Source organism: Streptodolium elevatio, from assembly GCF_040649515.1.
Lineage (GTDB): Bacteria > Actinomycetota > Actinomycetes > Streptomycetales > Streptomycetaceae > Yinghuangia > Yinghuangia elevatio.
Map to the genome: position 1 here is coordinate 1 of NZ_JBEZFP010000112.1, position 25,081 is coordinate 25,081.

A 25,081-nucleotide genomic window follows, 5' to 3' on the forward strand; every position below is an offset into this window, starting at 1 on the left:
AGCCGGGGGCGCGGGGGGGGTGGGGGGGGCGCCGGCGTCCGGCCGGCGCCCCGGCACCCGTCAGTTGCAGCTGCCGCAGCAGCTCGCGCCCTCGGCGGGCGCCTCGGTGGCCGGGGCGACGACCTGGTAGCCGGCCTCGCCGACCGCGGCGGTCACCGCGGCGTCGTCGAGCACCCGGTCCGAGGCCACGGTCACGCGGCCGGTCGCCAGGTCGACCTGGACCCCGGTGACGCCCGCGACCTTCCCGATCCCGGCGGTGACGGACGAGACGCAGTGGCCGCAGGTCATGCCCGTGACGGTGTACGTGGTGGAGACGGCGGTCACGGCGGACGTGCTCATGAGGAGGCCTCCTGGTTCCGGGGCCGCTTTCGAGTGCGGCCCGTTCGGCGGGTACGTCTCCACTACATACCCCCTAGGGGTATCTCGTCAACCCGCCCCGCGCCGCCACGCCGATATTTTGCATAGGATACCCCCCTAGGGTACTTTCGCGGGCAGCGGTGTTCCAGACCCGAGGGAGGCGAGATGCGACCGATCCGGAACCCCGGCGGCCTCGTGCGCCGGATCGTCGACCACCCGGCCGCGCGCTGCGCGGCGTCCTGCCTGATCAGCGCCGCACTGCGGCGGCTGAACGTGCGGCACGCGGGACACAGCTCCCCCGACGCGGTGGTACGCGTACAAGACGCGTGAAGATTGCCGGGATCCGGCAATGCGCGGCGCGGCGAACAGCGCGCACCATCGGCGTGGGGGCAGTGGAGCGGGCCCCGCCGCCGACACCAACAGCAGTCCCCACCACGGCGGCGGGGCCTCCACGTCGAGGCGGTCCGTGGACGTCGAAAGGGGGGCACCGGTGGAGGAGTTCGTCGAGGCGCTGTTCGGGTTCCCCGCAATGGTGTTCACCTTCGCCCTGATCGTCGTGCTGGTCTTCTGGCTGTGCGTGCTCGTGGGGGCGCTGGAACACGACGCCTTCGACGCCGGCCCCGGCTCCGACGCGCTCGGGCTCGGGGGCGTACCCGCCACGGTCGGGGTCTCGCTGGTCGTCGCGGTCTCCTGGGCCCTGAGCCTGATCGGCGGGATCCTGCTGCACCGCGCCGAACTACCCGACTCGGCTCATGCGCTCGCCGCCACCGCCGTACTGCTCGGCGCGATCGCCGTGGCCTGGACGGCGACCCGGATCCTGGTGCGGCCACTGCGGCACCTCTTCCCCGACGAACCCGGGCCGTCCCTGCTCGACTTCGTCGGCCGCACCTGCACGATCCGCACCGGGCGGGTCGACGCGGTCTTCGGCCAGGCCGAGGTGACCGGGCGGGACGGCGGCACCGCGATCGTCCAGGTACGCCAGTACGGCGCCGACCACCTGGTGGCCGGCGGCACCGGACTGCTCTACGCGTACGACGACACCGGGGAGTTCTTCTGGGTCGCGTCCTTCGACGCGGTGTCGGACCCGGGAACCCCGCCCGCTTGAGGGCCCGTTCGCGCAGCCTCGGACGAACTCGCCGAGGCGGACCTAAGGATTTCCGATGAACGCCATAACGCTGACCGTCGGCGTGCTCGTAGCCGTCGTCCTGCTCGTCGGCATCACCCTTCTGTTGCTCGTGACCCGCTTGTTCCGCAAGGTCGAACAGGGCAAGGCGCTGATCGTCTCGAAGGTCCGCAGCGTGGACGTGACGTTCACCGGCCAGGTCGTCCTGCCGATCCTGCACAAGGCCGAGGTCATGGACATCTCGGTCAAGACCATCGACATCGCGCGCACCGGCCGGGACGGCCTGATCTGCCGCGACAACATCCGCGCCGACATCCGCATCTCCTTCTTCGTCCGGGTCAACAAGACCGTCGAGGACGTGAAAAAGGTCGCCCAGGCCATCGGTACCGTGCGTGCCAGCGACCAGACCACGCTGCAGGCGCTGTTCAGCGCGAAGTTCTCCGAGGCGCTCAAGACCGTCGGCAAGCAGCTGGACTTCACCGACCTGTACACCCAGCGCGAGGAGTTCCGGGACCGGATCATCCAGGTGATCGGCACCGACCTCAACGGCTACAGCCTCGAGGACGCCGCGATCGACTACCTGGAGCAGACGCCGCTGTCGCAGCTGGACGCCGCGAACATCCTCGACGCGCAGGGCATCCGGAAGATCACCGAGCTGACCGCGGCCGAGAACGTGCGCACCAACCAGTTCCGGCGTACCGAGGAGAAGGAGATCACCCGGCAGAACGTCGAGGCGCGCGAGGCGATCCTCGAACTCGAACGCCGCCAGGCGGACGCGGAGACCCGGCAGCAGCGCGAGGTCGAGACGGTACGGGCGCGCGAGCAGGCCGAGACCACCCGGGTGCAGGAGGAGGAACGCCTGCGTGCACAGGCCGCGTTCCTGACCACCGAGGAGCAACTCGGCGTCCAGCGCGAGAACGTCGCCCGCGAGATCGCCGTCGCGGAGAAGAACCGCGAGCGGGTCATCGCCGTCGAGAACGAGCGCATCGAGAAGGACCGGCAGTTGGAGGCCATCGCGCGCGAGCGCGAGACCGCGCTCACCCGGATCGCCGCGGACAAGGAGGTGGAGGGCGAGAAGCGCGACATCGCCGAGGTGGTCCGCGAGCGCGTCGCGGTGGACCGTACGGTCGCCGAACAAGAGGAGGCCGTCAAGCGCCTGCGCACGGTCGAGGAGGCCGAGCGCGAGCGTGCCGCGCTGGTGATCCTCGCCGAGGCCGAGGCGCAGCAGAACCTGGTCAAGGGCATCAAGGCGGCCGAGGCCGCCGAGGCGGCGGCCGCGCACAAGGCCCGCGAGCAGGTGGTGCTGGCCGAAGCGCGGCGGCAGGCCGCCGAGTTCGACGCCCAGGCCAAGCTGCGGCTCGCCGACGCGACCCAGGCCGAGGCGGCCGCGGTCGGCCTCGCGGAGGTGCGGGTCCGCGAACAGGACGCGGCCGCGATCGAGAAGGTCGGCCGGGCGGAGGCGGCCGTGGCCGAGCGCAAGGCCGCGGTGGCCGCGGACGCGGTCGGATTGAAGCTCAAGGCGGAGGCCGCGGGCCTGACCGAGAAGGCCGCGGCGATGGCCGCGCTGGACGAGGCGTCGCGCGGGCACGAGGAGTACCGGCTGCGGCTGGAGGCTGACAAGGAGGTCCGCTTGGCGGGGCTGGACGTGCAACGCCAGGTCGCCGAGTCCCAGGCGATGGTGCTCGCCGCCGGACTGGAGGGTGCCGACATCACCATCCTGGGCGGCGAGAGCGTCTTCCTCGACCGCCTGGCGGGTGCGATATCGCTGGGCAAGGGCGTCGACGGGTTCGTGCAGAACTCGGACACCGTCAAGGCGTTGGCCGGTCCCTGGATCGACGGTTCCGGCGACTTCACCCAGGACCTGACGCGGATGATCGGTTCGCTGGGGGCCGACGGCGTACGCGACATGACGGTCACGGCCCTACTGGCGAAGCTCATGCGGGGCGACGGACCTCCCGGTCTCGTTGCCCTGGGCAAGAGCCTCGGCGAGGCCAACGGTAGCGGTGGCGGCAGCGACGGCGCCAAGGCCGCCGGTGGTAGCGGTGGCTCCGGCGGTGGCGGCACCACCGGTGGAAGCGGCAGTGGGAACCCGGGCTGAAAGGCGCTGAGACAGTGACGGACACCATCGCCACCGGCGCCCGGTCCGGCGACGCGGCCGAAGGGGACTTCGAGGTCCTGCGCCGCCGCATGGCCGCGCAGGCCACCGAACTCGCCGAGCGTGTCGAGGAGTTGAACCGCCGTCGCATCGCGGTCTTCGGGTCCACGGGGATGCGGCTGATCGGCGGGGCGCAGTTGGCCACCGACGGCGACTGCGTCCTCCGCGACCTGGCGTGGGTCGGCGGAACGCTGCTGGCCGGCGGCAGCCCCGCACCGGGCGCCGCCGCTGCGGAGGCACCAGAGCACGCGGCGGTGGGCGGGACGTTCACACTCCACGGCCGCTCCGAGGGGACCGGGTCCGCGGTCACGTTCACCGGCGTCCCGCCGACCGCCGTGGGCGGCCTGCTCCAGGCGCCCGAGGTCCGGCGCGACCTCGCGGAGCTGTTCCGCTACTTCCGCGACTCGCGGCTCACGCAACTGCGCCGGATGGACGGCAAGTTGCTCGCGGTGTTCCGCACCGGACCGAAGCCCGGCGACGTGCGCGTGCTGCGCTGGCGCTTGTCCGCCGGCGGCGATCCGCAGTACGTCGACGCGCGCGGAGAGCGCGACCATGTGTTCCCCGCGCCGTACGACTTCGCGTGGACGGCGGTGGGCCGCGAGCACCACCGGCTCGGACGGCACCCGCATGTGTCGGTGGCCGACGAGCTGTTCGTCTCCACGGTGGGCGGGGCGCTGACGGTCAAGACGGTGGACGACGTCGAGTCGTCCGCGGGCACCGTCCACCGGGAACCGGTCGCCGAGCCGTTGCAGTCGCTGGCCGACGCGGACATCGCGTACGCGCGTGTCGGCACGCTCATCCTCCTGCGGGTGCGGCCGTACAAGGAGGACGTGTGGCGGCACTTCGTGCACGCGACGACCACCGCCTCGCTCGTACGTCTCGACGCGCTGGGCCAAGGTGCGCGGCGCCTGCCGGGAGACGACGGGGTGGTGTTCCCGGGCGGCTTCCACCTCGGCACCGGCACGTACAAGCAGTTCGACGCCGACACCGACGGGCTCGAACTGGAGAACGTGGTGCGTTCCCCCAACGGCGAGGACACGTTGTACGTGTTCCACCACCGGGAGCAGGGCCGCAATCTGCTGCTGTCCTACAACGCCGTGCGCAAGGAGGTCGCCACGCCGCTGGCCGGCCGAGGGTTCACGCTGCTGGACGACGGCACGCTGGTGATGTTGCGCGGCGAGCCCGAGGCCCGCCGCACGCACCCGGTGCAGGTGTGGGAAACGCCGTACGCTTCGGACGCGTTCGCCGCCGCCGGCCCGGCGGCCGAGGGCCCCCTCGGCCGCGTCGGGAACGCCGACCTGGTGGCCGGCATCGCGGACAGCCTTGCGGTGGTGCGCCTCGTGGAGGAAGGCGGCACCACCACCGCCGCGTTCGAGGCCGCGCTGAGTGCGTGCACGCGCGTGTTCGACCGCTACCACTGGCTTGCCGACCCGGAACTCGGCGGCCTACACGAACCGCTGAACGGTCTGCGCGACACCGCCCGGCACGTGCTGGAGGAGTTCCGCTCGGTCCAGGAGCTCACTCTCGCGGCCGAGCAGGCGGTGGGCGGCGAGGCCGCCCGGATCGCGGCGCTGGTCCGGCGAGCCCGCAACGAGAGCCCGAAGGACGCCGCGACGTGGATCGGTCTGCTGGCCGAAATGCGGCGCGCGCAGGGACACCTCGCCCCGCTCCGGGACCTGCGCTACAGCGACCTCGCGCGCATCGAGGCGCTGCGGCAAGGGCTCGACGACGACGTCGCCGCGACCGGGCGGCGCGCGGTCGCGTTCCTCGGCGAGGCGGACGCGTTCGCGACGCAGCGCGCCCTCGCCGACGACCTGGCCGAGCAGGCGGACGGCATCACGACCGCCGCCGAGGGCGGCCCGATCGGCGTGCGCCTGGACGAACTCGCGGACGAGCTCCGCGTCGTCGCGGAGACGGTCGGCGACCTGGACATCTCCGACGCGACCGTGCGCACGACGATCCTGGCGCAGGTCGCCGAGGTCCAGGGTGGCCTGGCCCGGGCCCGTGCCGTTCTGCGGGCGCGGCAGCGTGCGCTGGCGGAGGAGGAGGGCCGCGCCGAGGCCACGGCGGAGTTCGCGCTGCTGGTGCAGACGATCACCGCCGCCCTGGCGTCCGCGGATTCGCCGGACGCCTGCGACGAGCAGTTGGCGCGGATCCTGCTGCGCATCGAGGACCTGGAGTCGCGGTTCCCCGAACTGGACGACTTCCGTCGGGAGATCGTCGGCAAGCGGGACGAGGTCCAGGAGGCGTTCGCGGCCCGCCGACAGGTGCTGCTGGACGAACGGGCGCGGCACGCCGCCCGGTTGGGCGAGTCGGCAGGGCGGATCCTGGAGAGCGTCGCCCGCCGTGCAGCGGGTTTCGCGCGCCTCGACGAGATGGACGCGTACTTCGCCGCCGACCCTGCTCCGGAGAAGGTCCGGCGTGCCGTCGCGGAGCTGCGCGAACTCGGCGAGCAGGTGGCCGCCGAGGAGTTGGCGGGCCGGGTCAAGGCCGCCCGGCAGCAGGCCGTCCGTGCGCTCCGCGACCGCGCGGACCTCGCCGACTCCGACGGGGGCACGGTGCGTCTGGGGCGGCACCGCTTCGCGGTCACCACCCAGGCCGTCAACCTGACGCTGGTCCCGCACGACGGCCGCATGGCCTTCGCGCTGACCGGCACCGACTACCGGCGTACGGTCACCGACCCGCGGTTCGAGGCGGCCCGCCCGTTCTGGCACCAGACACTCCCCTCGGAGTCGCCCGAGGTCTACCGGGCCGAGTTCCTGGCCGCCCGGCTCCTGGCCGAGCACGGCGCGGCGGCCGGGTCCGATCTCGTCGCGCTCGTCGACGAGGCCGCGCGGCGCGCCTACGACGAGGGCTACGAGCGCGGCGTGCACGACCACGACGCGGCGCTGATCCTGGGCGCGCTGCTGCGGCTGCACGCGGCCGTCGGGCTGCTGCGCTACCCGCCGGGCGACCGCGCGGCGGCGCAACTGCTGTGGGCGTACGGCAGCGACGAACGGGTCAGACGCGAGTGGACGTTGCGTGCCCGGTCGCTGGGCAGGGCCCGCGCGGCGTTCGGCCCGTCCCCCGCGCTTGGTGAACTGTGCCGGGAAATCACCTCGGCCGCCGAAGAGTTCGCCACTTCGACGGGCGGGTGGGACGGTGCCGACCCGGCGCGGGCGGCGGACTACCTGGTCGAGGAACTCGCCGGCGGGCAGGGAGGTTTCGTCACCGCGACGGCCGCGCACACGCTCATCGACAAGTTCCGGCACTCGGTCGGCGGCGATGCGTACGACCAGGACCTGCGCGAGCTTTCGGGGCTGTCGGGAGTGTCGGGGCTTTCGGCGCGGCGGCAGTTGGTCGAGGCGTGGCTCGGCTCGTACGCTGCCTCCTCCGGGCACCCGGCAGCCCCCGGCGACCTCGCCGAAGCGGTGGCCGTGGAGTTGTGCCCCGATCTACCCCGCTACGTCTGCGCCGAGGACGGCCAGGAGACGGTGTCCGGGCTCCTGGGAACCCATCCGCGCGTCGAACGTGGCTCACTCGTCGTGCGCATCGACGAACTCCTCGCCCGGACCGAGGTCTTCCGCAGGACCCAGGTGCCCGCCTTCCGTGCCTACCAGTCGCTGCGCGGCGAACTGGTGGCCGACGAGCGCGCCCGGCTGCGCGTCGAGGAGCACCGGGCATCCGTGCCCACGACGTTCGTCCGCAACCGCCTCATCGACCGCGTCTACCTGCCGCTGATCGGCGACAACCTCGCCAAGCAGATCGGCGCCGCCGGCACGGCCAAGCGCACCGACAACCACGGGCTGCTCCTGCTCATCTCCCCGCCCGGCTACGGCAAGACGACCCTCGTCGAGTACGTCGCCGAGCGCCTCGGCCTCCTCCTGGTCCGGGTCGACGGCCCGGCACTCGGCCACGCCGTGACCTCGCTGGACCCGGCCGAGGCACCGAACGCGACCGCCCGCCGCGAGGTCGAGAAGATCAACTTCGCGCTGCGGGCGGGCAACAACGTCCTGCTCTACCTCGACGACATCCAGCACACCTCACCCGAGTTGCTGCAGAAGTTCATCCCGCTGTGCGACGCGCAACGCCGCATCGCGGGGGTCCACGACGGCCGTTCACACACGTTCGACCTGCGCGGCAAGCGCTTCGCCGTGGTGATGTCCGGCAATCCGTACACCGAGGAGGGCCGTCTTTTCCGTGTTCCCGACATGCTCGCGAACCGCGCCGACGTGTGGAACCTCGGCGAGGTCCTCGCCGGCAGCGCGGCGGCGTTCGAGCTCAGCTTCGTCGAAAACGCGCTCACGTCCAACGCCGTCCTGGCCCCGCTCGCCGAATGCGGCGGCGAAGACCTCGGCCTGCTGCTGGACTGGGCCGCGCACCCGGACCGGCCGGTACGCCCCGATCTGCTGGAACACGCCCGCGCCCCCGCGGAACTCGACCGGATTCTTGCGGTGTTGCGCAGGCTCCTCACCGTGCGCGGCACGGTGCTCGCGGTCAACGCCGCGTACATGGCCTCGGCGGCCCGCACCGACGCGTCGCGCACCGAACCGCCGTTCCGGCTGCAAGGCTCGTACCGCAACATGAACCGCATCGCCGGACGGGTGTCACCGACGATGAACGACGCGGAAGTCGCCGCGCTCGTCGCCGACCACTACGCCGCGGAGGCACAGACCCTGGCGGCGGACACCGAGGCGAACCTGCTCAAGCTCGGCGAACTGCTGGGCACGCTGACGGCGGACGAACAGACCCGCTGGGCGGCCGTCAAGGCCGCGTACGTCGCGAACATCGCGTACTCCGCGCACATTCCGTCTCCCGGTCCCCCGAGTGGCGGGAGGTGAGGCTCGGAGTCCCACGCCCGGACGCGGAACGCGCTCCGGCGCAAGGCAGGTTGCTCAGTCGACGACGACGCGGATCACCCGCAACTGCGCGTCGTCGGAGTCCGGGAGGACCATCCCGGCCGCCACGCCGCTGCGGAGGTAGTCGACGACGGCCGCGGAAATGCGCTCGCCCGGCAGCACGACCGGGATCCCGGGCGGGTACGGCGTGATCATCTCCGCGGCGATGCGGCCTGCCGCCTTGTCCGCCGGGACGTGCTCGGTCTCCGCGAAGAAGGCGTCGCGCGGCAGCATCGCGCTCTCCAGCCGCATGTCGGCCGGGGCCGGAACCTGGACCGGAGGCGAGCGCCGGGCCAGGCCGTGGGCGTGCTTCGGCAGATCGCGCAGCGCCCGCAGGAGCACGCGGGCGGTGGCGTCGTTGTCGGCGTACGACAGTTGCGCGCTGATCCGCCGGTGGTCGCAGACGTGCAGGTTGATGCGATGGTGGTCGCGCAGCCAGTCCCCCGCCGCGTACCCGCTGATCCCCAACTCGGCCACGTCTATGACGAGTTGCAGTGGATCCAGCTCGAAGGCCAGGTCGGCACCGAGGAATTCCTCGCGGTGGACGCGCAGTCCGGGGATCATGCCGATCTCGGCGCGTACCTTGTCGGCCAGGGCGAGCGCGTCGCCGAGCAGCCGGAAACCGTGCTCGGCCATCTGGCGACGCCAGCCGTCCATGGCGGCGAAGATCAGCACATTCGGGCTGGTCGTGCCCAGCAGGTCGGCGCACGCCGCCAGCCGCCGGGCGTCCACGCGGTCGCCCCGCAGGTGGAAGACCGACCCCTGTTCCAGGCCGCCGCCCATCTTGTGGACGCTGGTCACACACACGTCCGCCCCGGCATCCATGGCCCAGGTCGGCAGATCGGGGTGGAAGGGCAGGTGCGCGCCCCACGCCTCGTCGACGATGACCGGGATCCCGCGGGCGTGGCAGACCTCGACGATGCCGGCCAGGTCGGCGCACGTGCCGTACGGGGTGGGGCTGGTCACCAGCGCACCCGCCGCGTCGGGGCAGGCGTCGTGGGCCGCGGCGTAGTCGTCGGGTCCCGGCGGGTGCGCCAAGTGCAGGTCGGGGTCCCAGTGGGGGTCGATCCACACGGGCTTGATGCCGCTGAGGACCAGGCCCGACACGACGGACTTGTGCGCGTCGCGGGAGACCAGGAGCTCGTGGTGCGGGCGCGTGACGGCGAGCATCGCGCTCTTGACCGAAAGGCTGCTCCCGCAGGTCGTGAAGAACGTGTGCTCGGCCGCCACCGCGTCGGCCATCAGTTCTTCGGCGCGCGCCAGGACCCTTCCGGACGACGTGCGGTCGTCGAGGCCCGCGATCGCGAGGACGTCGGAGCCGAAGACCTCCGCCCCCAGCACTTCGCGCACCCGGGGATCGGTGCCCCGGCCCTGCTTGTGGCCGGGTGGCGTGAACGGGACGTAGCCGCGCCGGTGGTACGCGGCCAGCGCCTCGAGGACGGGTGCTCGGGAGTGGTCCGGTTTTGTGCCCATGGCCGTCCTCCTCTCACCGAAACGCCGGTTGTCGGTTCGCGCTCGTCGTTCCCATGGCTTGGCCGCTGCCCGCGATCGGCGGCGGTATTCCCCGGCAGACCCTGCGTGCCGGACAGGTGTGCGGATCGGCTCCCCGGCGTCCGACGTCTCCGATTGCCCGACGCCTCGGGTCCCGGTTTCGAGGCCGGCGACCGGGGTCGGGCGGCCGGTCAGGAGCGGCGGACTGCTCGCGGGCCGACCGCCACGGCGCCCAGGGCCGTCACGCGGGCGCGCAGTTCGCGGTCCGCGGTGACCACGGCGCAACGGCGTCCCGGGTCCGCGTCCCGGGCGGCGGCCACGAGGCGGACGATCTCGTCGTCCCCGCTCCCGGACGTACCCACCACGTCGACGCCGGGCACGCCGGTCAGTCCGCGCGCCTTGCCCTCCACGACGAGCACCACGTCGAGCGGCCCCGTCTCGGTCCAGTCAGGAACGCTGCCGGTCGCCGCCAATCCCTCGGCCGCGTCACGCACGAGCGCGTCGCGCAGGCGGCGGGCCGCCCCGAGGCGGTCCCGCCACCAGCCGTCGGGGACCGAGCCGACCACGTTCGCCGCGTCCACCACCACGAGCGGCATCTGATCCGTCATATCCGCCAGTCCACCACAAAACCGGGGGCGGGCCGGGCACCGTGGGCATTGGTCACTTGGTTGGTGACGCGTTCTCTGTCACGTGGACTTGGTCAGGGTCCCCGTGGGGTGACCAGTAGCGTCGTCCAAGGCGGTGAAGAAGAGCGTTCCGTCGCTCCGCAGTTGCAGCGTGGACTGCCCGCCGTCCGTACAGGCGTCGTTTTGGCGGCCGCCGCTGCCCGGGACGTCCTCCACCAGGATCGCCGTCGGCTCCACTCCGACCAGCCGGGTCTCGCCCCGGCATTCGATACCGGCCACCGTCGAGAGCATCGTTCCCACCACGGTTCCGGACGCGCCCTGCTTGAGCACGATCGTGACGTGCTGTTCCACCAGCGACACTTCCAGGCCGGGGATGGCGATGCCGCCCTTCCAGGTACCGACGTACGCCTCCGGAAGCGATCCCGGCTTGAACGAGGCGGTCGGCGGCGGCGACGGTTTCACCTGATCGGCTTGCGCGCCGCCGGGCGTCGACGACTGCGACTGCGATCCCGAATCGCCCTTGCCCTTGTCTCCGTCCCCGCGCAGGAGGACTACGGCGGTGATGACGGCGGTGACCGCGATCACGGCGGCCACGACGTACAGCCAGGGCGGGCGCCGGGCCGCCGTCTGCACCCCTCCGGCCGTGGGCGCGTCGAAGGGTCCGTACGCCGGCTCCCGGCCGACGAAGGTCGTCTCTGCGCGCGGCGGACCAGGCGACGGTTCGCGGTAGTCGTAGCCGGCCGACGACGGCGGCGGCGGATAGGGCCCCAGGGGCGGCCCCGCGGCCGGGGCCTCGTCCTCCAACTCCAGCAGCGCGACCGCGCGTCGGCTGACGGTGTTGGCCAGGTCCGGCGGCAGCCACCCGGCCGCGACCAGTGCGGCCGCGTCCCCACCCGGGAGCACCGCGCGCAGTACGTCGTGCGGTGTCGGGCGGTCTCCAGGCGCCTTGGCCAGGCAGGCGGCCGTGACGGGCCGCAGCGACTCGGGCACGGTGTCGAGCCGCGGCTCCTGCGTGAGGACGCGGAAGATCAGCGCCTGCGAGTTCCCGTCGCCGAACGGCCCCTCGCCGGTCGCGGCGTAGGCGAGCACCGCGCCGAGGGCGAAGACGTCGGTCGCGGGCCCGATGTCGCCGCCCTCGATCTGCTCGGGCGCCATGAACCCGGGTGATCCGACGGTCATTCCGGTGCTGGTCAGCACGCTCGCGTCGACCGCCCGGGAGATGCCGAAGTCGATGACCCGGGGGCCGTCGGGCGAGAGCATGACGTTGGTCGGCTTCAGGTCGCGGTGCACAACTCCGGCCTGGTGCACGGCGGTCAGCGCCTCGGCGAGGCCGGCGGCCAGCACGTGCAACGACTGCTCCGGCAGGGGGCCGCGCTCGGCGACCGCCTCGCCCAGCGAGAGGCCGGGGACGTATCCGGTGACCAGCCACGGGCGTTCGGCCTCGGTGTCGGCGTCCAGCACCGGCGCGGTCCACGCGCCGCCCACCCGGCGTGCGGCGTCCACCTCGCGCCGGAAGCGTCCGCGGAAACCCGGGTCGTCGGCCAACCCGGGCAGGATCACCTTGATGGCGACGATCCGCCCGGTACGGCTGCGGCCCACGTACACGCGTCCCATGCCGCCGGCACCGAGCACCCGCAGGACGCGGTACGTCCCGAGGCTGCGCGGATCGTCCGGTCCCAGAGCCCTCATTTGCTCACCACGGCCCCGAGGATACGCACCGGAACGGTCCACGACGTTCGGGATTCCCCTCGCTGTCACCCGTGGGGGGCCGCCGAGTTCAGGCGTTGTGGACGGCTTCCCCGGCACGACAGGCGGCGCTGACCCCGATCCGGTCGAGTTCCTCGTGCGGGGTCCGACAGGGGTCGCCGTCGAAGATCGCGGCGAAGACGTCGGCGGCGTCGCGCACCGTGGCGGGTCGAATGTCGGTCATGCTTCCGCCGAACACCGCGGCGTCCTCGGTGGGGTGGCCGTGCGGTTCCACGAACCCCGGCAGCAGACACCGGCCTTCGAGGTCGACGGTGCGGGTACGCGGGCGCGCAACGGGGCGATGTCCTCGGCCTCGCCCACTGCGAGGATGCGGCCGCCGCGCACCGCCACCGCCACCGCCACCGCCTGGGCGAACGGCTGGGCCGGCTAGGCGGTGACGACCGTGCCGCCTTCGAAAACCAGGTCGGCTTCCGCGCTCACGCGGCGGCACCGCCCGACGCCTCGGGGCGGCCGATCGAGCAGACGATCCTGCCGTCCCGGGCGTCGGCGACGATCTCGTCGCCGGGCTGCGCCTCGCCGCCGAGCAGCAAATCCGCCACCGGGTTGTCCAGTTCGGACTGGATGGTGCGGCGCAGCGGCCGGGCGCCGAACTCCGGTTTGTGGCCGAGTGATACGAGGAGTCTGCGGGCCGCTTCGGTGACCCGGAGGGTGAGTCCCTGGGCGTGCAGGCGCCGCCTGCTGCGGTCCAGCAGCAGGTCGAGGATGTGCGCGAGGTCGTCCTCGTCGAGGCCGTGGAAGATGATGATGTCGTCGATGCGGTTGAGGAATTCGGGCGGGAACCGGTCGTGCAGGTCGCCCATGAGGTCGTCGCGGATCTCGCCGACGTCGCCGTGGTGGGCCAGGATGCGCTGCGCGCCGATGTTGCTGGTCATGATGACGACGGTGTTGCGGAAGTCGACGGTGCGGCCCTTCGCGTCGGTCAGGCGGCCGTCGTCGAGGACCTGGAGCAGGGCGTTGAAGACGTCCGGGTGGGCCTTCTCGACCTCGTCGAACAGCAGCACGCTGTACGGGCGGCGCCGGACCTTCTCGGTGAGCTGGCCGGCTTCCTCGTGGCCGACGTATCCGGGCGGGGCGCCAATAAGCCGGGAGACGGTGTGCTTCTCCTGGAACTCGCTCATGTCGAAGCGGATCATGCGGTCGTCGTCGCCGAACAGCATGCCGGCGAGGGCCTTGGCGAGTTCGGTCTTGCCGACCCCGGTCGGCCCCAGGAACAGGAACGAGCCCACGGGCCGGTCCGGGTCGCCCATGCCGGCGCGGTTGCGGCGTACGGCCCGGGAGACGGCGGTGACCGCCTCGTCCTGGCCGACGACGCGTTCGTGCAGTGCGTCCTCCAGCTTCAGCAGGCGGTCCTTCTCGTTCTCGGTGAGTTGCGCGACCGGGATCCCGGTCTTGCGGGACAACACGTCCGCGATGTCGGCGGCGGTGACCTCGGCCACCCCCTCGCGGCGTTCCTCGCTGCCGGCGAGTGCGGCCTCGGCGCCGGCGATCCGCCGCTTGAGGTCGCTCGCGCGTTCGAAGTCCTCGGCGGCGACGGCCTCGTCCTTCTCGCGGCCGAGCTTGGCGATCTCGTCCTCGTGGCCGACCACCTCGGTGCTGCGGCGGCGTGAGGCCAGGCGTACCCGGGCCCCGGCCTGGTCCAGGAGGTCGATCGCCTTGTCCGGCAGGAAGCGGTCGGAGACGTAGCGGTCGGACAGGTCCGCGGCGGCGGACAGGGCCTCGTCGGTGAACCGGACCTGGTGGTGCGCCTCGTACGCGTCGCGCAACCCGTCGAGGATCTCCACGGTCTCGGCGACCGACGGCTCGGGGATCATGACCGGCTGGAAGCGTCGCTCCAGGGCGGCGTCCTTCTCGATGTGCCTGCGGTACTCGTCGATGGTCGTCGCGCCGACCGTGTGCAGTTCGCCGCGGGCGAGCGCGGGCTTGAGCATGTTGCCCGCGTCCATCGCGCCTTCGCCGCCGGCCCCCGCGCCGACCACGGTGTGGAGTTCGTCGATGAACAGGATGGTCGAGTGCTCGGCGGCCCTGACCTCGTCGATCACCTTCTTCAGGCGCTCCTCGAACTCGCCGCGGTACTTCGACCCCGCGACCAGGCCGGGCAGGTCGAGCGCGACGACCCGCTTGCCCTCGAGCGTCTGCGGTACGTCGCCCGCCACGATCCGCTGCGCGAGCCCCTCGACGATCGCCGTCTTCCCGACCCCCGGCTCGCCGATGAGCACGGGGTTGTTCTTCGACCGGCGCGACAGGATCTCGACGGTCTGCTCGATCTCCTCGGCCCGGCCCACCACGGGGTCCAGGCGCCCGGCCCGGGCGTCCTCGGTGAGGTCTCGGCCGTACTCGTCCAGCGTCGGGGTCTCGCTCGGTTCCCCGCCCGCTCCCCCGGCCGCGGTACGGCCGCCGCCCTGCTCGGCCTCGCCGCGCGAGGCCCGGGCGACGCTGCCCGCCAGCGCGTCGACGTCGGCGCCGCGGGCGCGCAGCACTTTCGCGGCGCCGGTGTCCGGGTCGCCCAGCAGCGCGCCGAGGATGTGCTCGGCACCGATGTACGTACCGCCGGACGCCTGGGACAGGGCGTGCGACCCGATCAGCACCCGCTTGGCCGCCGGGGTCAACCCCGGTTCCGACGAGGGCGCGTTGTCCTCGCGCGGCAGCACCTCGGCCAGGTCCCGGCCGAGCCGGTCCGGTTCCGCGGCCGCCTTGGCCAGCAGCGCGCGGGCCGGTTCGGTCTGCGTCGCGGCCCACAGCAGGTGCTCGGTGTCCAGGTCGGAACTGCCGTCTTCCTGGGCTTTGTTCGACGCGGTCGCCAAGAGTTCCCGGGCCGAATCGGTGAGCAGGCGGCCGATCGGCACCCGCTGCACCGCGGGCGGCGAGGTGCGCGCGTCCAGCCCCAGGAAGCGGTTGAGCAGGCCGGAGAACGGGTCGTCGGCGCCGAAGCCGAAGGAGGACATGGTCATACGGGGCCGTCCTGGGTGATTCGAGCGTGCCGTGCGGGACCGCTCTGCGGCAGGTGGTCCGGGCCACTCGGCGGGCGGGTGGCGCGAACGCGGGGACGCGTGCGTGTACCCGGGCTCGCCGCCGCTTAGCGCCGATCCGGCGACCGGCGGCGCGCTTTCCCTCGATCGGACGCCGCGGTTCGGCGCCGGCCGGGCACCGGCTCGCCGTCGGGCCCGTCCCGCCCGCGCCGGGAACGCCCCTGGCAACCGGGCTACGGCTCTGATAGTGGTGGATCCAGTCAAGCAAATTGGGAGGCAGGCATGCGGGGACTCGTCGGCAAGGTGGCGGTGCTGACCGGCGGCGCCCGGGGCATCGGCGCGGCCACCGCGCTGCGGCTGGGTTCCGAAGGCGTCGCCGTCGCACTCGGGGATCTGCACGAGGAGGAGGCCGAGGCGGTCGCGTCGCGGATCCGGGACGACGGCGGGCAGGCCCTGGCGGTCCGCATGAACCTGCGCGAGGAGGACTCCGTGCAGCGGCTCGTCGAGGCCGCCGTGGACCGGTTCGGCGGCATCGACCTCGTCGTCAACAACGCCGGCGGCAGCCTCGGCGGGGACCGCAACGTCGCGGAGAACGAGGACCGCATCTGGCAGAGCACGTGGGACCTCAACCTCATGGGCACCGTGCGGGTCACCCGCGCGGCGCTCCCCCATCTGCTCGCCCGAGGCGGCGGCGCGATCGTGAACATCGCCTCCGGGTCCGGCACCCTCGCGACGCCGGGGCTGGCGGCGTACGGCACCTCGAAGGCCGCGGTCATCCAGCTCACCCGGAACGTCACCGCGGCGTACAGCCACCTCGGAGTGCGCTGCAACGCGATCTGCCCCGGGATGATCATGACGCCGGGGGCCACCGCCGCCATGCCGTCCGACGTCGTGGCGCGCATCGCCGAGCGCATCCCGGCCGGGCGCACCGGAACCCCGGAGGACGTCGCCGGCCTGACGACCTACCTCCTGTCCGACGACGCGGCCTATGTCAACGGCCAGGTCATCCACTGCGACGGAGGCGCCCGCGACATCGGGCCCTCCGGACCGGCCCGCTGACCCGACCACCCACACGAAAGGAGGCATCCGTGGTCCTGCTCGTCGACGTACGCGACAAGGTCGCCCTGATGACGCTCAACCGGCCCGAGGCGCGGAACGCGCTGTCCCCCGACCTCGCCGCCGCGATCCCGGAGGCCGTCGCGGAGCTCGACGCCCGCCCGGACGTCGCGGCCATCGTGATGACCGGCGCGGACCCCGCGTTCTGCGCCGGATTCGACCTCAAACGGCTTGCCACTACCGGTACTTCCCGTGCAGAACGCAACACCTCCGCCGAACCGCCGCCCTACTGGGGTCCGTTCCCGCCGCACACCACGCCGATCATCGGCGCGGTCAACGGCCCGGCCGTGACCGGCGGATTCGAACTCGCGCTCGGCTGCGACTTCCTCATCGCGTCCGAACGCGCCCGCTTCGCGGACACCCACGCCCGGGTCGGCCTCATGCCGGGGTGGGGGCTGACCATCCGCCTGCCACAGCTGATCGGCCCCGCACGCGCGCTGCAGATGAGCGTCACCGGCGAGTTCGTCGACGGACGCCGGGCCTGCGACTGGGGTCTGGTCAACGAGGTCGTCCCGCACGACGAGTTGCTGCCCCGGGCCATGGACATCGCGCGCCAGATCGCCGACATCCCGGCCGTGTACGTGACCGAAGTGCGCGACATGTACCGCGAGATGGCGGAACTCGACGGCGACGCGGCCTACGCGCGCGAGCACACCCGCGCCCGCGCGTGGATGGACAACCGCTTCGACCAGGCGCGACTTGCCGAGGTACGCCAGGGCATCGTCGACCGCGGGCGCACCTTCGTCGCCGACACCGCGGCCGACGGCACCACCGACCCACAGCCCCAGGAAGCGTGATGAAGGTCTACACCGGAATGGACCCGCGGATCCCGCTGCGCGACGTGGCCGCCCACGCGCGCCGCGCGGAGGCCGCCGGATACGACGGACTGCAGGTCTCGGAGACCGTGCACGACGCGTTCGCCCTCGCCTTGCTGGCGCTGGAGCACACCGAGCGGATCGTCGTCCGCACGTCCGTCGCCCTGGCGTTCGCGCGTTCGCCGATGCTGACCGCGTACACCGCGTGGGACCTCGCGCGCTTCTCGGGCGGGCGCTTCCACCTCGGGCTCGGCACCCAGATCAAGCAGAACATCGAGGACCGGTACGGCATGCCGTGGTCCGAACCCGCCGCCCGCATGCGCGAGTACGTCGGGGCCGTCCAGGCGGCGTTCGGCACGTTCCGCACCGGCGAGCGGCCCGCGTTCCACGGCGAGCACTACCGCATCACGCGCATGCAGCCGTACTTCAACCCCGGCCCGGACGAGGACACCCCCGCCCCACCGATCTACCTCGGCGGCGTCAACCGCCGCATGTGCGCGCTCGCGGGCGAGGTCGCCGACGGGTTCGTCACCCACCCGACCAACTCCTCGCCGCGCTACCTCACCGAGATCTGCCTGCCCGGCCTTGCGGAGGGCGCCGCGTCGCGGGCGCAGCCGCGGACCCTGGACCTGATCGCCGGGACCCAGGTCATCGCGGGCGCGACGCACGCCGAGCTGGACGCGGAACGCGAACGCCAGCGGCGGTTGTTCGCGTTCCTGTACTCCACGCCCGCGTACCGGCGGACCCTGGAGCTGTACGGCTGGGCCGACCTGCAGGACCGGCTCGCCCACATGATCCGCCGCGACCAGTGGGACGACCTGCACGCCGTGGTCACCGACGAGGTCCTGGACACGCTCGTCCCGATGGCGCTGTACGAGGACCTCCCCGAGCTGATCCTCGGCCGCTGGGGCGCCCTGGCCGCGGGCGTCACCGTCCCGCTGCCCGCCAACCCGGACCACGACGGCCGGGTCGCCGAGGTCGTGAAGGCCCTCCAGTCCGCGGGCTGAAGCCCTCCTGCCCGGTCCCGGGGCTGCCGAGCCCCGGGGCCGGGCATCCCGGGGGCGCCTGCCGAAGGGGCCATCCGGGTGTCCGAATATGACAGATAGCCGTCATTGCGGCCATGGGACGCACCGGCGACGATAGGGGCATGCCCAGTCCCCACCGAGTCGTCATCGCGGTCTTCCCCGACGTCGACCTGCTCGACGTCACCGGCCCGGCCGAGGTCTTCGCGCTGGCCAACCGGGAGACCGGCGGACGGGCCGGCTACCAGGTGCGCCTTGCCGCACCCGAGGCCGGACCGGTGGCCACGTCGGCAGGCGTTCGCGTCGTGGCGGATCTGACGTTCGCCGAGGTGGGGGCCGCGGTGGACACCCTGCTCGTACCGGGAGCGGTGGACATACACCCGGACGGCCCGGTCGCCCGCGTCGACGCCGCGGTGGTCGACTGGGTCAGGACGACCGCGCCGCACGCGAGGCGGATCGCGTCGGTGTGTGTCGGCGCTCACGTGCTCGCCGCCGCCGGGCTGCTCGACGGGCGGCGGGCCACCACCCACTGGTCGACCGCGGCCCAACTGGCAGCCGACCATCCGGAGGTACGGGTCGACGCCGACCCGATCTTCGTGCGGTCCGGCCGGGTGTGGACCGGTGCCGGGATCAGCACGTGCATGGACCTGGCACTTGCCCTGGTGGCCGAGGACCACGGCGAGGACCTGGCGCTCGCGGTGGCCCGCCAACTGGTGATGTACCTGCGGCGGCAGGGCGGGCAGAGCCAGTTCAGCGTCCCGCTGAGCAGACCCGCCGCGGCCCGCCGGGACATCGACGAATTGCGCGTGTTCATCACCGAGAACCTCGACGACGACCTGTCGGCACCGGTCCTGGCCGGGCGCATGTGCCTGAGCGAACGCCACTTCGCCCGGGTCTTCCGCCAGGAGACCGGCAGCAGCCCGGCCGCGTACGTCGAATCCGCGCGCGTCGAGGCGGCCCGCCGCCTTCTGGAGACCACCGACGAGCCGCTGGACCGCGTCGCGACCGCGACCGGCATGGGCTCGGTGGAGACCCTGCACCGGGCGTTCCGCAAACAGATCAACACGACCCCGGCGTCCTACCGCCGCAGGTTCCGCACCGGCTCCTGACCGGCGGGCCCCGGCAGGTTCGGCCGGGTCCCGACGGATCCGGCCGTATCCAGTTGCATCCAGCCCGGTCTGGCCGGGTCCACAACCGACCATCCCACCGATGCGGGCAAGCCCGGCGACAGCGGGCTTCGCCATGCCCGCATTCCCCCGCACACCCAGAGAATCCAACTGAAAGGCACCCAAGTACTCATGAACGCCTCCGCCACTCTCCGCGAAGTCACCGGCCGCGACAACGCGCTTCCCAAGCTCGCCGACGCGACCCTGGTCTTGATCGACTTCCAGAACACCTACCGCTCCGGAGTCATGGCCCTGGAAGGCGCCGAACCGGCTCTGGCCGCCGGGGCTCGTCTGCTCGCCGCGGCCCGCGCGGCAGGCGCGCCCGTCGTGCACGTCGTAAACGACGGCGGCGAGGGAACGCCGTACGACATCCGCGCCGAGATCGGGGCCATCAGCGACGAGGTCGGCCCCGTCGGCGATGAGCCGGTCGTGGTCAAGCAGTTCCCCAACGCCTTCCACCTGACCGAGCTGGAGCAGACACTGCGGGACCTGGGCGCCGGCCCCGACCTGGTATTGGCCGGGTTCATGACGCACATGTGCGTGACGTTCACCGCGCAGGGCGCCTTCAACCTCGGCTACCGACCCACCATCGTCGCCGAGGCAACGGCAACCCGCTCCCTGCCGGGCCCCGACGGAAACGTCGTCTCCGCCGCCACCCTCCAGTCGAGCGCCCTCACCACGATCGGCGACCTGTTCGGCGTGGTCGCCCGCACGGTCGAAGACCTCCCCGTCTGACCCCGGGTTGTGCGCCGCAGTTGCCGGTCCGGCGCACCTTTCCACGCGGCGGTCCGCCCGGTGGAAGGTGCGCGGGACCGGCAACTCCCGTTCGAGAACAGCTCGCTGCGCTTGCCTCACTACGTGGCACAATGCGCGGCAATGACCGAGCTACCATCAACTCGACCCGAGCCGACGGCCCGCACGATCGACAGCACCCCAACCACCCACGCAGTCCCCGCAGTTGCCTTGCCGTCACCGCAGGTCCGGGCCCTCGGCTCGCTCCGAGGCCTGGCCGTCGGCGACGCGCTCGGGGCGCAGCACTTCGTCCCGGCCAACCTCGCGCGGCTGCGCCGCCGCGAACTGCCCGACGCGCCCTGGCCCTGGACCGACGACACCGAGATGGCCTGCGCGGTGTACGCGGAACTCGCCGCCCACGGCCGCATCGACCAGGATCGGCTGGCCGCCTCCTTCGCCCGGCACCACGACTTCGACCGCGGGTACGGTCCCACCGTCAACCGCATGCTGCGCCTCGTCCGGGCAGGGGGCTCGTGGCGCGAACTGGCCGCGGAGTCGTTCGACGGCACGGGCTCCTGGGGCAACGGCGCGGCGATGCGCGTGGCGCCGCTGGGCGCCTGGTTCGCGGACGACCCGGAACGCGCGGCGTACGAGGCGGCCCGGTCCGCGGAAGTGACGCACCGTCACCCCGAAGGCGTCGCCGGGGCTGTCGCAGTCGCCGTCGGCACCGCACTCGCGTGCGACCGCACCGCGCACCTGGCACCGGACGCTTTCGTGGCGGCCGTCGCCGCGGCGACGCCGCCCGGTCTGGTGCGCACCCGCCTCGACTCGGCCCGGCGGCTCCTCGACCGCGCGGACGCGGCCCAGGTCGGCCGGACTCTCGGCAACGGGCGCCGCGTCAGCGCGCCGGACACGGTCCTCTTCACAATCTGGGTGGCCGCGCGGCACCGCGACGACTTCGAGGCGGCCTTCTGGGCGACCGCCTCCGCGGGCGGCGACGTCGACACCACCTGTGCGATCGTCGGCGGCATCATCGGCGCACGCGTCGGTGCCGAGCGGCTGCCGGCGGGCTGGTGGGACCGCGTCGAAGCGCTGCCCGACTGGGCGTTCGCCGCGGCGCAAGCCGACTGACGCCGCCGACCCGCGCCCGCCCGCAAGGGCGTGGACCCCGCTCGGGCAGCGCGGGCATGATGTCCCGATGACCAGGGACCCCCGGCTTCCGGGCCGACTGCTGCTCGCCGAACGCGACGCTCTGCTGCCCGTCCTCCGGGCGGCGGAGCCGTCCGCGTTCGCCCTCCCGACCGTCCTGCCGGGGTGGTGCGTGCGCGACGTGCTGGCGCACTGCGCGGCCGCCTTGACCATGGCCGCCACCGACACGCTGCACGACTTCGGTGACGAGGCCAACGCGGCGGACATCGCGGCCCGGGCGGACCTGCCGATCTCCGCCGTGCTCGACGAACTCGAGGCCGGCTACGCGGGTGCGGCCGAGGCGATCGTGGCGCGCGGCGGCGCGTGGGACGCGCTGGCGCTGGGCGAGTGGGTGCACGGCGGCGACGTGCGCGAGGCGTTCGGGATCGGGGACGCGTACGCGAGCGCGGGCATCGACGACGCGCTCACCCTCTTGCAGGAGCGCATGGCGCAGCCGTTCCGCGCGCTGCCGCCCACCGACGTACGGCTCCCCGACCGCGAGCTGCGCCTCGGCGCGCCCGACGCCGCACCGGCCGCCACGCTGGAGACCGACGCCGCGACCCTGATGCGCCTGATCGCGGGCCGTTCACCCGACCCGGAGCGGTACACGCTCAAGGGCGCGGCACCGCAGGTGTACGTCACCTTCCACTGACCCGGCACGGTCCCCTCCGCCCCGAAACCTCCCGCCGACCTGGGCTGCTACCGCCCGACCCGCAGCAGCCAACGCCAGCGCGGTAGTTCGAGGACCAGGGCGACGGCCACCAGCCCAGTGACCGCCAGCGCCGCCCACCGCGGCCAGGCCGCCCACGCACCCGCCACGGCCGCCGCGAACTGCAGCAGCATGATCGCGATGGTCACCACGCCCGGCACCGCGACGACGACCTGGTTCTTGTCGCCCGGCGTCGAGAAGACGGTCGGGAGCGCGATCAGCGCCGGCACCGCGGCGACCGCGAGGATCGGCGAGACGGACGCCAGGGCCCACGGCGCCGCGACCCACGCGACGAGCTCGGTGGCGAACCTGAAAACGGACGAAAGCCGGTCGTCCGGCCGGTCCGGAGACGTGCTGGCATCCCCCGCCCCGGGTCGTGCCACAAGTCGCGTCACGGTGTCTCCGGGACGAGCAGCGTCATGGTGCTCTCGCTGTGCGCGAATCCGAGCTTCTCGTACGTCGCGCGCGCCGGGTTCCCCTCGGTCACCGCGAGGCCCAGTGCCCGCACCGCGTCCGCGGCGGCGCGGGCGAGCGTGGCGCGCAGTGCGGTCGCGCCCAGCCCCGCGTACGCACGGTCCGGGTCGCGGAAGACCTCGGTGACCCACGGTCCGAGCAGAGGCGGCGCGCCGGGGCGGTCGTTGGCCAGGCAAACGGCGACCGGGCGCGGCCCGTGCCGGAGCACGCAACTTGCGGGCATGAGGGCGCCGATGAGCGTGCCTTCGTACAGCGTCGCCAATTGCGCACGGGCGGAGTCGAAGGACTCGCCGCCCGGGTTGTCCGGGTGCCCGGGCGGATAGGCGCCGATCCACGCGGCGGTCAGGTCGGCCGGCTCGTGCTCGACCGCGGGCGACAAGGTGATGCCCGGCGGGAGCTCGGGGGTCGCCCAGGACGGCTCGGGCGGCCGGGCCACCAGGTCCCAGGTGTAGCAGTGCGCGTGGCGCTGGAGCCGGGCTCCGGCGGCCGCGAGCGCGTGGCCCTCGCGTTCCTGCGCGCACACGGCCCAGCCGGGCAGCGCGCGCAGCACCGCCGCCGCGAGGTCCGCGGGCGGTACGCCCGGCCGGGGCTCCAGGTCGTCGGCGAGCCGGTGGCCCCGCCAGTTGCCGACGACATAGTCGGCGACCTCACGGTCCTTGTCGTCGCGCAGCGTCCGTCGTTCGTCCATCGGCACATTCTGCGTCCTCGGCGGCGCGGGGCGATCCGATTTACGCGGCCCTCATGCCCTCCACGCGCTGTGACCGGTCCCACGTGAACGGCTTCACAAAGGCGCCGATAGAGTGTCGGGATGGGACCCTTGACGCCTGATGGCGCCGAACTCGTAGTCGCCGTCATATGCTTCGCGCTGGTCTTCCTGATTGTCGGGAAGGTCCTGATCCCCCGGATCGCGCGCACACTCGACGAACGCCACGAAAAGCTCGAAGGCGGCTTCGACCACGCCGACGGCCTGCGCGAAGAGGCCGCGGATCTGGCCCGCCAGATCGCGAAGGAGAACGCCGAGGGCCGTCGCGAGGCCGCCCGGGTGCGCCAGGAGCTGATCGAGGAGGGCGCCGAGTCCATCGCGGAGTCGCGCGCCGAGGCGCAGCGTGTCCGCGACGAGCTCGTGGTCTCCGGCCACAACGCGATCGCCGAGGAGCGCGCGCTCGCCGAGGCCGCGCTGCACGCCGAGCTCGGCATGATCGCCACCGAGCTGGCCGGCAAGATCGTCGGGGAATCGCTGGGTGACTTCGTCGCCTCCGGCGACACCGTCGAGCGTTTCCTCGCCGAGGCCGAGACCCGCAAGTCGGCGAACTCCGCCTCCTGAACGACCGCACCGCGACTCACGCACCACCGCACCACCGCACCACCGCAAGATGGCACCTCAGCACCACGGCACCATCCCCACCACTTCGCCGGCTCCTCTACCATCGACAATGCAGTTGTCCGTACCGGACGGCCGCGGCAGTCGACAGCGGAGGAGCCGGCGAAGTGGCGACGGGACCGGACGGCACCCCGGGCGATCCCCCCGGCTTCGAGCTCCCGCTCCGCCTGTTCATGGCGTTCCGCACCGTCATCGACGAGGTGCACGAGGATCTGGCGCGGCACGGCCACCCCGACGTCCGGCCGATGCACGGCTTCGTCTTCCAGGCCATCGGCCCGCACGGGACCACCGCCGCGGACCTCGGCCGCACGCTCGGGGTGAGCAAGCAGGCCGCCGGCAAGACCGTCGCGAACCTCGAACAGCTCGGGTACGTCTCCGTCGGCCACGACCCGCACGACGCCCGCCGCAAACTGGTCCGCCTCACGTCCCGCGGCGTCGAATGCCTCGCCCTCTCCGCCCGCGCCTTCGAGAACGTCCGGGCCCGCTGGTCCGCCGAACTCGGCACCGAGCGCCTGCGCGCCCTCGACGACGACCTGCGCCGCATGACGCCCGCCGACTTCTTCCGCCTCGACTTCCCCGGCTGGTTCGGCACCGCCTCCTGACCCGGGATACGCCCCGGGCCGGCCGTGCGGCGCGGTCACTTGACTTGAAGCGCACTTCAACTACGAGGCTGGGCACATGACTTCATCGACACCCTTCACCGACGCCGAGACCGCCTACCTCCTCTCGCAGCGCCTCGGGCGGCTGGCCACGGTCGCGCCGGACGGCGCCCCGCAGAACAACCCCGTCGCGTTCAAGGTCGACCAAATCCACGGCACCATCGACATCGCCGGCTACACCATGGGCGCCAGCCGCAAGTTCCGCAACGTGGAGGGGAACCCGGAAGTCGCACTCGTGGTCGACGACATCGCGTCGTACGACCCGTGGACGGTACGCGGCATCGAGATCCGCGGTACGGCCGAGGCACTGCGCGACGTCGAGCACACCGGCCGCGGCACCAGCCCGGAGATCATCCGGATCCACCCCCGCCGCACCATCACCTGGGGCATCACCCCCGAAAGCCCGGGCATGAAGGGCCGCAGCGCGGGTGACGCCGTCCGCGCGCCCGATGCCTGA

General features: G+C 72.8%; 23 protein-coding genes. 14 read left to right on the forward strand and 9 right to left on the reverse strand.

What is annotated here, in order from left to right; all coding sequences use genetic code 11:
- Positions 1–60 precede the first annotated feature (60 nt).
- Entirely contained in the window at positions 61–339 is a 279-nt protein-coding gene (locus tag AB0C36_RS32095) for a heavy-metal-associated domain-containing protein (RefSeq protein ID WP_358361033.1), read from the reverse strand.
- A 183-nt stretch (positions 340–522) separates the two neighbouring features.
- Between AB0C36_RS32095 and AB0C36_RS32100 the strand changes: the two genes are divergently transcribed.
- The 4 genes from AB0C36_RS32100 (at position 523) to AB0C36_RS32115 (ending at position 8,455) form a co-directional block, all read left to right on the forward strand.
- Complete coding sequence (locus AB0C36_RS32100) at positions 523–687, forward strand: hypothetical protein (protein ID WP_358361035.1); 165 nt, start codon at positions 523–525, stop codon at positions 685–687.
- A 160-nt stretch (positions 688–847) separates the two neighbouring features.
- On the forward strand, positions 848–1,462 hold the full coding sequence (locus tag AB0C36_RS32105; RefSeq protein WP_358361099.1) for a hypothetical protein: 615 nt from the start codon (positions 848–850) through the stop codon (positions 1,460–1,462).
- 55 nt (positions 1,463–1,517) lie between these two features.
- Positions 1,518–3,578: a flotillin family protein gene (locus tag AB0C36_RS32110; protein ID WP_358361038.1), complete on the forward strand. Its 2,061-nt coding sequence runs from the start codon at positions 1,518–1,520 to the stop codon at positions 3,576–3,578.
- An 89-nt stretch (positions 3,579–3,667) separates the two neighbouring features.
- Complete coding sequence (locus AB0C36_RS32115) at positions 3,668–8,455, forward strand: DNA repair ATPase (protein ID WP_435839162.1); 4,788 nt, start codon at positions 3,668–3,670, stop codon at positions 8,453–8,455.
- A 54-nt stretch (positions 8,456–8,509) separates the two neighbouring features.
- Here the strand turns inward: AB0C36_RS32115 and AB0C36_RS32120 are convergent, their stop codons facing one another.
- The 6 genes from AB0C36_RS32120 to AB0C36_RS32145 form a co-directional block, all read right to left on the reverse strand.
- On the reverse strand, positions 8,510–9,985 hold the full coding sequence (locus AB0C36_RS32120; protein ID WP_358361043.1) for an aminotransferase class I/II-fold pyridoxal phosphate-dependent enzyme: 1,476 nt from the start codon (positions 9,983–9,985) through the stop codon (positions 8,510–8,512).
- Positions 9,986–10,194: 209 nt separating this feature from the next.
- On the reverse strand, positions 10,195–10,611 hold the full coding sequence (locus tag AB0C36_RS32125; protein ID WP_358361046.1) for a PIN domain-containing protein: 417 nt from the start codon (positions 10,609–10,611) through the stop codon (positions 10,195–10,197).
- Between the two features lie 78 nt (positions 10,612–10,689).
- Positions 10,690–12,318 carry a serine/threonine-protein kinase gene (locus tag AB0C36_RS32130; protein WP_358361049.1) on the reverse strand — a complete coding sequence of 543 codons (1,629 nt, stop codon included), beginning with the start codon at positions 12,316–12,318 and terminating at the stop codon, positions 10,690–10,692.
- 88 nt (positions 12,319–12,406) lie between these two features.
- Positions 12,407–12,559 carry a hypothetical protein gene (locus AB0C36_RS32135; RefSeq protein WP_358361051.1) on the reverse strand — a complete coding sequence of 51 codons (153 nt, stop codon included), beginning with the start codon at positions 12,557–12,559 and terminating at the stop codon, positions 12,407–12,409.
- Complete coding sequence (locus tag AB0C36_RS43290; protein WP_435839160.1) at positions 12,556–12,738, reverse strand: imidazolonepropionase-like domain-containing protein; 183 nt, start codon at positions 12,736–12,738, stop codon at positions 12,556–12,558. The genes AB0C36_RS32135 and AB0C36_RS43290 overlap by 4 nt, the downstream gene beginning before the upstream one ends.
- Positions 12,739–12,812: 74 nt before the next feature.
- Complete coding sequence (locus tag AB0C36_RS32145; RefSeq protein WP_358361056.1) at positions 12,813–15,344, reverse strand: ATP-dependent Clp protease ATP-binding subunit; 2,532 nt, start codon at positions 15,342–15,344, stop codon at positions 12,813–12,815.
- 300 nt (positions 15,345–15,644) lie between these two features.
- Here AB0C36_RS32145 and AB0C36_RS32150 point away from each other — a divergent pair, with 300 nt between their 5' ends.
- From AB0C36_RS32150 to AB0C36_RS32180, 7 genes are all read left to right on the forward strand, one after another.
- Positions 15,645–16,421, forward strand: a complete 777-nt coding sequence (locus AB0C36_RS32150) for an SDR family NAD(P)-dependent oxidoreductase (protein WP_358361059.1) — start codon at positions 15,645–15,647, stop codon at positions 16,419–16,421.
- A 29-nt stretch (positions 16,422–16,450) separates the two neighbouring features.
- On the forward strand, positions 16,451–17,275 hold the full coding sequence (locus tag AB0C36_RS32155; protein WP_358361062.1) for an enoyl-CoA hydratase: 825 nt from the start codon (positions 16,451–16,453) through the stop codon (positions 17,273–17,275).
- Positions 17,275–18,300: a TIGR03617 family F420-dependent LLM class oxidoreductase gene (locus AB0C36_RS32160; RefSeq protein WP_358361065.1), complete on the forward strand. Its 1,026-nt coding sequence runs from the start codon at positions 17,275–17,277 to the stop codon at positions 18,298–18,300. The genes AB0C36_RS32155 and AB0C36_RS32160 overlap by 1 nt, the downstream gene beginning before the upstream one ends.
- A 140-nt stretch (positions 18,301–18,440) precedes the next feature.
- Positions 18,441–19,424: a GlxA family transcriptional regulator gene (locus tag AB0C36_RS32165; protein WP_358361068.1), complete on the forward strand. Its 984-nt coding sequence runs from the start codon at positions 18,441–18,443 to the stop codon at positions 19,422–19,424.
- Positions 19,425–19,613: 189 nt separating this feature from the next.
- The gene (locus tag AB0C36_RS32170; RefSeq protein WP_358361070.1) at positions 19,614–20,216 is read left to right on the forward strand and encodes an isochorismatase family protein; all 603 of its coding nucleotides are present in this window, start codon (positions 19,614–19,616) and stop codon (positions 20,214–20,216) included.
- A gap of 141 nt (positions 20,217–20,357) precedes the next feature.
- Positions 20,358–21,344, forward strand: a complete 987-nt coding sequence (locus AB0C36_RS32175) for an ADP-ribosylglycohydrolase family protein (protein WP_358361073.1) — start codon at positions 20,358–20,360, stop codon at positions 21,342–21,344.
- Positions 21,345–21,411: 67 nt separating this feature from the next.
- Entirely contained in the window at positions 21,412–22,053 is a 642-nt protein-coding gene (locus tag AB0C36_RS32180; protein ID WP_358361076.1) for a maleylpyruvate isomerase family mycothiol-dependent enzyme, read from the forward strand.
- Between the two features lie 47 nt (positions 22,054–22,100).
- Here the strand turns inward: AB0C36_RS32180 and AB0C36_RS32185 are convergent, their stop codons facing one another.
- A complete protein-coding gene (locus AB0C36_RS32185) occupies positions 22,101–22,505 on the reverse strand; it encodes a hypothetical protein (RefSeq protein ID WP_358361079.1) in 405 nt (134 codons plus the stop codon).
- Positions 22,502–23,272: a GNAT family N-acetyltransferase gene (locus AB0C36_RS32190; protein WP_358361081.1), complete on the reverse strand. Its 771-nt coding sequence runs from the start codon at positions 23,270–23,272 to the stop codon at positions 22,502–22,504. The genes AB0C36_RS32185 and AB0C36_RS32190 overlap by 4 nt, the downstream gene beginning before the upstream one ends.
- Positions 23,273–23,392: 120 nt before the next feature.
- On the opposite strand from AB0C36_RS32190, the gene AB0C36_RS32195 reads away from it, so the two are divergent.
- The 3 genes from AB0C36_RS32195 (at position 23,393) to AB0C36_RS32205 (ending at position 25,081) form a co-directional block, all read left to right on the forward strand.
- The gene (locus AB0C36_RS32195) at positions 23,393–23,908 is read left to right on the forward strand and encodes a F0F1 ATP synthase subunit B family protein (protein ID WP_358361084.1); all 516 of its coding nucleotides are present in this window, start codon (positions 23,393–23,395) and stop codon (positions 23,906–23,908) included.
- Positions 23,909–24,138: 230 nt separating this feature from the next.
- Complete coding sequence (locus AB0C36_RS32200; protein ID WP_358361102.1) at positions 24,139–24,567, forward strand: MarR family winged helix-turn-helix transcriptional regulator; 429 nt, start codon at positions 24,139–24,141, stop codon at positions 24,565–24,567.
- A gap of 76 nt (positions 24,568–24,643) precedes the next feature.
- Positions 24,644–25,081, forward strand: coding sequence for a PPOX class F420-dependent oxidoreductase (locus tag AB0C36_RS32205; protein WP_358361088.1), 438 nt, complete (start codon positions 24,644–24,646; stop codon positions 25,079–25,081).

Coding starts and splice junctions, on each gene's coding strand:
- AB0C36_RS32095 (WP_358361033.1), bottom strand. CDS start 339: ATGAGCACGTCCGCCGTGACCGCCGTCTCCACCACGTACACCGTCACG.
- AB0C36_RS32100 (WP_358361035.1), top strand. CDS start 523: ATGCGACCGATCCGGAACCCCGGCGGCCTCGTGCGCCGGATCGTCGAC.
- AB0C36_RS32110 (WP_358361038.1), top strand. CDS start 1,518: ATGAACGCCATAACGCTGACCGTCGGCGTGCTCGTAGCCGTCGTCCTG.
- AB0C36_RS32115 (WP_435839162.1), top strand. CDS start 3,668: ATGGCCGCGCAGGCCACCGAACTCGCCGAGCGTGTCGAGGAGTTGAAC.
- AB0C36_RS32120 (WP_358361043.1), bottom strand. CDS start 9,985: ATGGGCACAAAACCGGACCACTCCCGAGCACCCGTCCTCGAGGCGCTG.
- AB0C36_RS32125 (WP_358361046.1), bottom strand. CDS start 10,611: ATGACGGATCAGATGCCGCTCGTGGTGGTGGACGCGGCGAACGTGGTC.
- AB0C36_RS32130 (WP_358361049.1), bottom strand. CDS start 12,318: ATGAGGGCTCTGGGACCGGACGATCCGCGCAGCCTCGGGACGTACCGC.
- AB0C36_RS32135 (WP_358361051.1), bottom strand. CDS start 12,559: ATGACCGACATTCGACCCGCCACGGTGCGCGACGCCGCCGACGTCTTC.
- AB0C36_RS32145 (WP_358361056.1), bottom strand. CDS start 15,344: ATGACCATGTCCTCCTTCGGCTTCGGCGCCGACGACCCGTTCTCCGGC.
- AB0C36_RS32150 (WP_358361059.1), top strand. CDS start 15,645: ATGCGGGGACTCGTCGGCAAGGTGGCGGTGCTGACCGGCGGCGCCCGG.
- AB0C36_RS32160 (WP_358361065.1), top strand. CDS start 17,275: ATGAAGGTCTACACCGGAATGGACCCGCGGATCCCGCTGCGCGACGTG.
- AB0C36_RS32165 (WP_358361068.1), top strand. CDS start 18,441: ATGCCCAGTCCCCACCGAGTCGTCATCGCGGTCTTCCCCGACGTCGAC.
- AB0C36_RS32170 (WP_358361070.1), top strand. CDS start 19,614: ATGAACGCCTCCGCCACTCTCCGCGAAGTCACCGGCCGCGACAACGCG.
- AB0C36_RS32175 (WP_358361073.1), top strand. CDS start 20,358: ATGACCGAGCTACCATCAACTCGACCCGAGCCGACGGCCCGCACGATC.
- AB0C36_RS32180 (WP_358361076.1), top strand. CDS start 21,412: ATGACCAGGGACCCCCGGCTTCCGGGCCGACTGCTGCTCGCCGAACGC.
- AB0C36_RS32190 (WP_358361081.1), bottom strand. CDS start 23,272: ATGGACGAACGACGGACGCTGCGCGACGACAAGGACCGTGAGGTCGCC.
- AB0C36_RS32195 (WP_358361084.1), top strand. CDS start 23,393: ATGGGACCCTTGACGCCTGATGGCGCCGAACTCGTAGTCGCCGTCATA.
- AB0C36_RS32200 (WP_358361102.1), top strand. CDS start 24,139: ATGGCGTTCCGCACCGTCATCGACGAGGTGCACGAGGATCTGGCGCGG.
- AB0C36_RS32205 (WP_358361088.1), top strand. CDS start 24,644: ATGACTTCATCGACACCCTTCACCGACGCCGAGACCGCCTACCTCCTC.